General features: G+C 42.4%; 9 protein-coding genes and 3 pseudogenes. 1 reads left to right on the forward strand and 11 read right to left on the reverse strand.

The annotated features are described in order from the left end of the window. Nucleotides 1–16: 16 nt before the first annotated feature. The 11 genes and pseudogenes from ACXAC4_RS27350 to ACXAC4_RS27400 form a co-directional block, all read right to left on the reverse strand. Complete coding sequence (locus ACXAC4_RS27350) at nucleotides 17–439, reverse strand: ABC transporter substrate-binding protein (protein ID WP_475168324.1); 423 nt, start codon at nucleotides 437–439, stop codon at nucleotides 17–19. Beyond that, nucleotides 423–824 carry an ABC transporter substrate-binding protein gene (locus ACXAC4_RS27355; protein WP_475168328.1) on the reverse strand — a complete coding sequence of 134 codons (402 nt, stop codon included), beginning with the start codon at nucleotides 822–824 and terminating at the stop codon, nucleotides 423–425. Before ACXAC4_RS27355 ends, ACXAC4_RS27350 begins: the two co-directional genes overlap by 17 nt. A gap of 1 nt (nucleotide 825) precedes the next feature. After that, on the reverse strand, nucleotides 826–972 hold the full coding sequence (locus ACXAC4_RS27360; protein ID WP_475168335.1) for a hypothetical protein: 147 nt from the start codon (nucleotides 970–972) through the stop codon (nucleotides 826–828). A gap of 155 nt (nucleotides 973–1,127) precedes the next feature. Then, nucleotides 1,128–1,518, reverse strand: a pseudogene (locus ACXAC4_RS27365) (CAP domain-containing protein). Next, nucleotides 1,490–1,759, reverse strand: a complete 270-nt coding sequence (gene safA / locus ACXAC4_RS27370; protein ID WP_475168340.1) for a SafA/ExsA family spore coat assembly protein — start codon at nucleotides 1,757–1,759, stop codon at nucleotides 1,490–1,492. The pseudogene ACXAC4_RS27365 and the gene safA overlap by 29 nt, the downstream one beginning before the upstream one ends. Before the next feature lie 719 nt (nucleotides 1,760–2,478). After that, complete coding sequence (locus tag ACXAC4_RS27375; RefSeq protein ID WP_475168352.1) at nucleotides 2,479–2,919, reverse strand: Ger(x)C family spore germination C-terminal domain-containing protein; 441 nt, start codon at nucleotides 2,917–2,919, stop codon at nucleotides 2,479–2,481. Continuing rightward, complete coding sequence (locus ACXAC4_RS27380; protein WP_475168345.1) at nucleotides 2,844–3,623, reverse strand: Ger(x)C family spore germination protein; 780 nt, start codon at nucleotides 3,621–3,623, stop codon at nucleotides 2,844–2,846. The genes ACXAC4_RS27375 and ACXAC4_RS27380 overlap by 76 nt, the downstream gene beginning before the upstream one ends. Continuing rightward, the gene (locus ACXAC4_RS27385) at nucleotides 3,620–4,810 is read right to left on the reverse strand and encodes a GerAB/ArcD/ProY family transporter (RefSeq protein WP_474983931.1); all 1,191 of its coding nucleotides are present in this window, start codon (nucleotides 4,808–4,810) and stop codon (nucleotides 3,620–3,622) included. The genes ACXAC4_RS27380 and ACXAC4_RS27385 overlap by 4 nt, the downstream gene beginning before the upstream one ends. Beyond that, nucleotides 4,719–6,323, reverse strand: coding sequence for a spore germination protein (locus tag ACXAC4_RS27390; RefSeq protein WP_475168348.1), 1,605 nt, complete (start codon nucleotides 6,321–6,323; stop codon nucleotides 4,719–4,721). The genes ACXAC4_RS27385 and ACXAC4_RS27390 overlap by 92 nt, the downstream gene beginning before the upstream one ends. Nucleotides 6,324–6,419: 96 nt before the next feature. Further along, complete coding sequence (locus ACXAC4_RS27395) at nucleotides 6,420–7,712, reverse strand: NCS2 family permease (protein WP_079480791.1); 1,293 nt, start codon at nucleotides 7,710–7,712, stop codon at nucleotides 6,420–6,422. Between the two features lie 131 nt (nucleotides 7,713–7,843). Further along, nucleotides 7,844–8,104, reverse strand: a pseudogene (locus tag ACXAC4_RS27400) (PH domain-containing protein); the annotation flags it as partial. 20 nt (nucleotides 8,105–8,124) lie between these two features. Here ACXAC4_RS27400 and ACXAC4_RS27405 point away from each other — a divergent pair. Further along, nucleotides 8,125–8,703 (forward strand): annotated as a pseudogene (locus ACXAC4_RS27405) (Hpt domain-containing protein); the annotation flags it as partial. Nucleotides 8,704–8,790: the final 87 nt, after the last annotated feature.

Genomic DNA, 8,790 nt, shown 5'->3' on the forward strand with positions numbered 1-8,790 from the left:
TATCTTATCACTTCAATTATTGATAAAGATAGCCGATTGCATCTTCTAAAATCTTCTCAGAAGAGATCAATCCTCTAAAACGAGACCACATGTTTCGGTCCACTTGGTAAACCTCGCTCATGTCCACAGCGGAAACATCCTGACATAGTTCATTATCTTCCCACTCATCGACTACCGTTTGCTCCCCACTGTTCATGTGAAACATTACGTCTGGGTTGAACTCTACAATTTGTTCAAGGTTGATTTTATTATAACGTGCATCTCCACTTTGAATGGCATTCTTCAAGCCAATCGATTCTAGTAAAGAGCCAGTATAAGATTCCATGTTGTGAGCGCAGGACCCGCTATCTGCTACAACGGCAGGCAGGACGGTGCGTTCTTCATCCTCTGGTACTTCCGCTCGAAGTTCCTCCATTCGATCCTTATGTTGTTGGAGCACTTCTCTGCCCCTTCTCTTCCATATCCATTGCCATGGAAACCGTTTCGAAGCTGTCAATGATCCCTTCATAATCGGCTGCTAGAGAAGGAAGGATGATTGTCGGAGCAATTTCCGAGAGTTGATCGTAGATCTCTTTGTGACGCTTCATATCCGCGATGATCAAATCTGGTTGTAAAGAACTGATCACTTCTAAGGAAGGCTGTTTACGAGTCCGACCGACGCAGCATCGCCGATTGTTCTCACGGATCGGCTCAATAATGCGTTCCTTATCATTATCATCGGCAATTCCAACTGGAGAAACACCCAGGGAAGCCAAATTATCAACGAATGAGAATTCCAGTGCAACTACTTTTTCAGGTTTGCCTGAAATTTCTGTTTCTCCCATTTCATGTTCGATGACACGTGTAGATCTCCTCTGTGTCAGCTCCTTCTTCTTTGTCTTCTGAACCTGTGGCTGAATCATCACCATCTGAACCACATGCTGCAAGAAAAAGAATGAATGCAAGCGTAAGTATTCGTAATGTCCATTTCATATGTCTAACCTCCATTGGTATTGAGAATCATTATCAAATATAACGGTTATTATCATAGCTTTTTTTCACTCATATGTAAAGGCTTAATCGGCAATTCCTCCGTCATAGAAGCAATTACATACTTAAGGCGCCTCCTTGGAGACGCCTTATTCCTTCTATTGGGAAATAAACATTTGGGTCCAATAATGTCCGTAACTGCCGCCCTTAGCATAACCGACACCAATTTGTCTTAAATTCGGGTCTAAGATATTCTTTCTGTGTCTCAGGGCTGTTCATCCATCCGTCCACTACCTCTTGAGGTGTACGCTGCCCTGCTGCAATAAATTTCTCTGCGGCCCTGCGATAAGAAACATTAAAGCTTCTCATCATTTCAAAAGGAGATCCATAAGTAGGAGACTGGTGGGAGAAATATCCCTTGTCACGCATGTCTCTTGATTTATAACGGGCTACCCTAGACAGCTGCCAATTCCCTTTCAATGGAGAAAGGCCTTGTTTCGCCCTTTCTTGGTTTGTCAAATCAATTACCTGCTCGTTCGACCGATTCAATGTTTGGCTTCAGAGGAATCGTCACTCGATCTCCAGGATAAATCAAATCAGGATTAGAGAACTGAGGGTTTGCATTGATAATTTCAGAAAGTCCGATCTGATACTTCTTCGAGATCTTCCAAAGAGTATCTCCACTCTTTACTGTGTACGTGTCTGTTGTTTGAGCATGAATCATTTGAGGTGATTGCACAAATAAGACAACGGAAAACAAGACTACACCTAACCACATCCAAAATTTCACGTAAGTTCGCTCCTTTATATGTTAGTCAGATGTAGTATGGCTTTCTTTCTACTAATTATGTGTAAATACTAAAATGCACCTGCCGTTGGTCAGACGGCAGGTGCTATACCTAAGGGGAGGTATATAGATTTATGAATGAAGTCGAGCGCGCCACTTCAAGCAAGTGCTCTTTGGAGACGCTCTGTTCATCTACTGTTTGTGCATCCACACTTTTACGAAAGGCAAGTGTGTGGTAAGCAATCCGGTTCTTCTCCCAAGACAAATCGTTTCGCAAACTGATTATCTTCATAAGTTCCTCGTGAGCTGCTGGTCGATCTTTACTTGTTGTGGGATCGATCGCAATGGTTTCTCGCTAGTACCCTTTGTAATGTCAGCGGATAGTAAATCATTCTTTTCCGTGTAAAAACTAATATCCAGTGTCTCTTGGTTATTCTTCTCGTAGATATCTGAAACGTACACTAACCATATGAACTGGAATGAAGTCCGGAAGTTCTGGTTGAAAGGTCAAATCATCCAGTGCTGTTTCGACCTTCTTCTCCTGTTTGAAAAGCATAGTATCCGCTTGGCACTTCAGATGATGATGTTCCACAAGCCGTTAACAGGATCATCAGACATGCTAGATAAATTAGTTTTACAAAAGAATGACTTTCCATCACAAATCCCCCGGGTTCTTTGTTTCTTCTACAATATAAAGACGAGGGCAACGGTTCCAATGAGTTTCACATTAACAGGAATCTTTTCATAAACAATTCCGGGACTTGCACAATTTCCACGTCTACCTTGGGCGTTATCTTCATGTTGGGGAAGGTTTCTTTCCAATCCAGCTTTTCATATACCTTAGGATGATAGGCTCTCACCTGCCTGCCAATCCCCCAGATATCACTATTAGCTTCCTGCATCAGACCGATTATTTCTTCTGCATCTTTCGTTAGAGTTTCAGACAGTTTTTTGTCCAATTCATCAATAGTACTCTTCTTTTCTAAATGGTCAGCAGGATACTCGACGACTCTTACTCTCAGTTTGAGGTTGATATCTGTCGAAACCGTATCTCCCTCCGCCTTTATGTCGACTTTCCGTTTATACTTTATGACATTGACAGTAACGTAGTTATATCGTTCGTCTTCGAACTTGTCACTGACCTTTTTGTTAAATGCGCCGATTTTCCTTTGTACCCCTGCAGCATCAAATACATGGTAGCTTTTCCGACGGGGATATCTATGCCGGAATAATGATTTCCATGAAAGAGCCCCATCCCTGCAAATTTAATCAACTGTTTCTCCTCGTCTACTTCGAGTAATGGTAAAGAAAAATCTTCTCCTGGTTCAAATAATTCCGCACAAATCAGTTGGATATTCTCCCCCGTCGTGTGCGACGAGGCTTCTGCCCCCTCGAGCAACCCGCTTATATACTCAGAAATACGCGTGTCGCTAATATTTTTATTTTGGTATGATAACACGTCAGAGGCTCTTCCTTTTGCTATTGCTAAGTGAGCATTAAGATTGTTAGAAGGGTTCCGGTAAAATTCATCAAGTACTGAGTAAATGTTGTTCTTTGCGAGCTCCTCTCCGATTACTACTACTCTCAGCTTCCCTGGGTCAAACGATTCAGAGATCGATTGGTCCGTAAAATCTCTCGCTTCAAGCGGAGTGTTCGCTTCTGTAGACAAGATTTGAACCTGCTCTTCTGCTTGACCTTCCGTAGCACGATTGATAGTTGGAATGGAGACTGTCTCTATAATCTTTCCGTCCTCACCCTCATCAAATCCCATGGTCAAGACAAGTTTCACATTCTTAAATTGGCGTTCATCCCAACAGCCAGTGAGCAAAGCCAATGCGCAAAGAATGATGAGTAATCGTTTGGTCATGTGGATCGCTCCTTTTTCTGCTGAATTCGCTTATAGATCAGAACGTAAACAAGGAGCAAGAACGGCATCAGAAATGTAAGTGCGTACCCCTCGTAAATAACAATTTTTGAATATTTTTCTAACCGTTCCATATCGAGCCCCACAGGTTGGGATAATGCAAAGATCAAGATACTGACTATCAAAGTAAACAGCTTGATCGACTTTGCACGGAATATCTGCTGCAAACCCAAGGAAGCCATGTATAAATAGGTTGTGTAGGAGGTTGCCACCGAAACAAACCATACCGAAATAAAGAACAAGTCGATCCTCGCAACGAAAGGCATCTCAAAGGATTTCAACATATACAATAATGGCTCCGTAACTAGCGACAACTCTTTCGTACTGAAGAAAGAATACGAGATCAGCAACGTCAGCATATAGAAAAAGAACGTAAATAGATGGGCTTGAAGAATCGTTTTCATTTTCTCTCGAGGCTTACCTTCTACCTTGGAGAACACCACAATAGATAGAAAAAAACCCAAGAATGACATAAATGCTTCCGTCGATCCTTGCAAAATCTTACCTATACCCGCTTCGCCAATTGGTAGTAAATACATCCAATGAGCCTCTTTGAAACTCAAAAACATCAATACGATCAGGAAAATTAAAAGAATGGAAACCATGGTATAAAACCTTGCAATGACGAGAAGCCCCCCGTTGCACAAGTACAAACCGACAATGGCTATACATAACGCTAACACCCAAAATGGGGTGTTCGGAAGCACCCACAAACTGATCATCCTACCAAACAACAGCATAATCAGCCTGGCTACCATACAAAAATAGATAATATACAAAATAGAGAAGACTGCGCCTCCCCATCTCGTAAAAATTTTTTCGTTAATTTGATAAAAGTCATCATTCGGAAACTGCTTCGCGATAAAATACAAAACGATGAGAATGATAGGCAGTAGTGAACCAGCAATCACTAATGAAATCCACCCATCCTGCTTCGCGACCTGGTGCAAGTCAGAAGGGAGCGAGAGCACCCCAACCCCTATTTGCGTTTGGATTAGCAAAAAGAAAAATTGTCTTCTTGAAATCTTCTGTTCTTTATCAGGAGTCGGCGTTTGGACCGCTTTTTGAACCTGTTGACTTACCTTCTTCAATGGATTGCTTTGGCTGCTGCTGGTTGTTTGATCGCTCAACTTCTTTCCACTCCCTTGATGGTCCAACTACTTTCGGCTGGATCGCACGAGAATCTTTTGGTCGTTCATTCATTAAGAAAATTGGAACTCTAATGAAAGTATCTTTCAAATCCTTAATAATTAAAGGGGATATCGGAGAGAGATAAGGGACCCCAAATGATTCTAATCGAGTCAAATGAATCAAAATCATCATAAAACCAAATGTTATGCCAATAAACCCAAGAGTTCCTGCTAAGAAAATCAATGGGAATGTCAGAAGTCGCAATGTTGTACTCATTTCATTCGAAGGTACGACAAAAGAGGCAATGGCGGTCAACGCAACGACGATAACCATCAAGTTGGATACAAGACCAGCTTTTACGACGGCATCGCCTATGACGAGACCTCCGACAATCCCGATTGTTTGTCCGATCGGCTGTGGCAGCCTTATCCCTGCTTCGCGTATCAGCTCGATGATGACAACCATCATTAGTGCCTCAATCAACGGGGGATAGGCAATGCCATTGATTGTCTGCTTGACAGGCATGATCAGCTCATCAGGAATGACTTCGAAATGAAAGCTAACGACAGCAATATAAAAAGCCGGCAGCCCGACCGCAATAATGAAACTCGCTAAACGGATCAGACGCACGAAGGTGCCTGTAAACCATCGCATGTTGTAGTCATCGGAAGACTGATAGAACGAAAAGAACGTAGATGGAGCGATTAACGTTGTCGGGCTCCCTTCGTTCATAATCGCTACCCTGCCTTCAATCAAGTTTGCTACTACACGATCCGGCCGTTCTGTATTAAGCATTTGCGGGAAAGGGGAGAATGTCTGATCCTCAATAAACTCCTCTACATACCCTGGGCTGTGAATCATATCTGCACTGATGTATTTCAGACGGTGCTCTATTTCTTGAATTAACTCCGGGTCCGTTACGCCATCCAAATATAACAGCGCCAGATTATTATTCGTCTTTTTACCAATCTTGAAGTATTTGATGGTTAGATCCCTATTTTCAATCCGTTTTCTGACCAAATTTATGTTTACCATGATATTTTCGATGAACCCATCGTGAGAACCTCGGACAATCTTCTCATTCTCCGGTTCATCCGTACTTCTATTAAACGAGGACGTCACATTGAATTGGGAAATATGGCGCGAGCCGTCTTGTATATAAATTGCATATCCTTTTAATAGTGCTTTTATCGCTTCTTCTAAGTTCTTAGTAACCCTTGAGCTTGGAATTTTACTGATATCATCCACATGCCCCAATTCTATCGGGGTGAATATCGCTTCATGTACTTTTTCACGATCCACGAGCGTCTCTAAATATATGAGAGCCGCTTGACCTTTTTCCAATATGCGAATCCTCAGGTCGCTGGTACGGTTAAATTCATTCAAAAGATAATCGACATTATCCGCCAACTTAGTTGAACTCGGCTGTTCTGGTTCTTTTGCTTGGTCAACAATGGTCCTATCCTTCAGTCTTTCATGATCTCCGAAAAATAATTGTTTAATAAATCCCATAGTCATCACCTATCGTTAGGCTTCCACCAAGAAAGGCTGAACTATACGGTAAGATTGTTAGAAATAAGAAAAAAACCACAGCTTAGAAGCTGTGGTTTAGTGTCCAGGGAAGAATATCATCTGCAGGATAAAGATGATTGCAAATACATATAAAATCCAGTGGACCTCTTTCCCTTTTCCTTTAACTAATTTCAGTAGTGGGTACGTAATAAAACCGAACGCAATTCCTGTCGCAATACTTGAGGTTAACGGCATGATCAAAATGGTGATGAAAGCAGGAAAGGCATCATCGAACGATCCCCAGTTCACCTTTGCCAGCCCTTCCATCATGAAGCAACCGACAATGATCAGCACTGGCGCTGTGATGGCCGGGACTCCTGATACCGCACCGACTACTGGCGAGAAGAACATAGACAAGATGAACAATCCAGCAACAACCATCGTTGTAAGTCCTGTACGCCCACCTGCTGCTACACCTGAAGATGATTCAATGTAGGCAGAAGAAGGGCTCGTTCCGAACATCGCACCTACTGTTGTCGCTGTGGCATCCGCTGTCAAGGCAGCACGTGCTCTTGGAAGGCTTCCATCTTTTCTAATAAAGCCAGCTTGTTCCGCAACACCGACCATCGTTCCGGTCGTATCGAAGATCGTCACTAGTAAGAATGCAAAAATGACAGTATAAAGTCCATTGCTGACGACCCCTGCTATATCAATGTCCCAGAAAACGGGCGCTGGGGGAACTGATGCTACGGCTTCGATCTGCAACTGCCCTGTAAAATAGGCCACGATTCCGGTGATGATCATTCCGATAAAGAGGCCGCCTGTCACATTCCTTGAGATAAGAATCAATGTAACAATAAGACCGAGTACAGTAAGAGCAGTGGACGGAGTCGTTAAATCGCCGAGTGTGACTAATGTCGTTTCACTAGCCACAATAATCCCTGACATACGCAAGCCCAAGAAGGCGATAAACAGCCCGATACCAGATGTGATGCCGTATTTTAAGGAAGATGGTATGGCCGTAATCAAGATTTCTCTCAAACGCGTCAAACTAAGAATGACAAACAATATTCCAGCGAGGAATACCGCTCCGAATATAACAGAATAACTTACATCCTGTTGAATTACTTCTGTGACAAAATAAGCATTCAACCCCATCCCTGGTGCAATCGCAATGGGATAGTTGGCGGCAAATGCCATAATTAAAGTCCCTACAACGGCGGCAATAATCGTCGCCATGAATACTTGATCAATCGGCACACCTGCATTAGACAGGATAGCCGGGTTGACCACTACGATGTAGACCATCGTCAGAAAGGTCGTAAAACCTGCAATCAGTTCTGTTTTTATGTTGGTTTGGTTCTCTTCTAATCGAAAAAATTTATTCATTCATAACGCTCCTTTATTTTCAAAAGGTGAAATCACAACAGGACTCATCATATAACGGATACGAACAAAAATCAACCATTTAATTTTAATGTTCGTGTTTAGGACACACAAAAAAACAGAGTAACATATCGTTACTCTGTCACCTTCTTCGGATCAGGTTGATACCAATCCATTAGCTGATCGACGGTATCTTCCCTCAGATAATTACATTCCGCAAATTGACCTCCTGCTCCAGACTTCAGCGCTACTTGTATATGACTGAGTTCGATTCTTTTTTGAAGTATTGTCTGCTTTTTATAAGCGGATTGAATACGGTGCCTCTTCATAATGAATGTTTGCTTTAGAATCGACCTGCTGCGAAGTGTCAATTGTTTGCCCGTGAGATTCCAACCAGCGTCATAGTACGCAAGCCATCCAAGAGCAGTTGCCGGGTAATGAAGACATGGAAACCATCAATACTATTTTTCGTGCTGCGCACTCTATAAAAGGAGGAAGTGGCACGTTCGGCTTTACTTCTGTTTCTGATTTCACACATGTATTAGAAACATTGTTAGATCAAATCAGAGATGGACAACGTGCATTAACAGCAGAACATGTAAACCTTTTACTGAAATCAGTTGATTGTTTAAGAGGCATGTTGGCAGCGTTACAGGCAGAGCAAGAACCAGACCTAACTGAAGCCGATGAAATTAGAAAGCGCTTTGAAGTTATTTTGGGTCTTTCTGAAGACTCTGATTCAACCAGTTCAGAAACTCCAGAAACACAAAGCGAAAATACTTACCAAATTGATTTTAAGCCTCACCCTCATTTATTCAAAACGGGTAACGAGCCCTTATATATGATTTCAGAACTTGCCGAGTTAGGTGAGTTAGAAACGCAGGCATTTTATGATGCCATACCCGATATAGATTCATTACATGCTGAAGAGTGCTTCTTGGCGTGGCGCTTTTTTTTAACGACATCTAAGCCTGAATCTGCGATTTCTGAAATTTTGGGTGGAGGTGCTGTGTAAGAGGTGAATCTAACCGTCGTTAACCTTAGCAATACGCAACTGTGAGAGTTGTGCCAGAACATATAA

It is taken from the genome of Pseudoalteromonas sp. AWM4_233 (genome assembly GCF_056158285.1).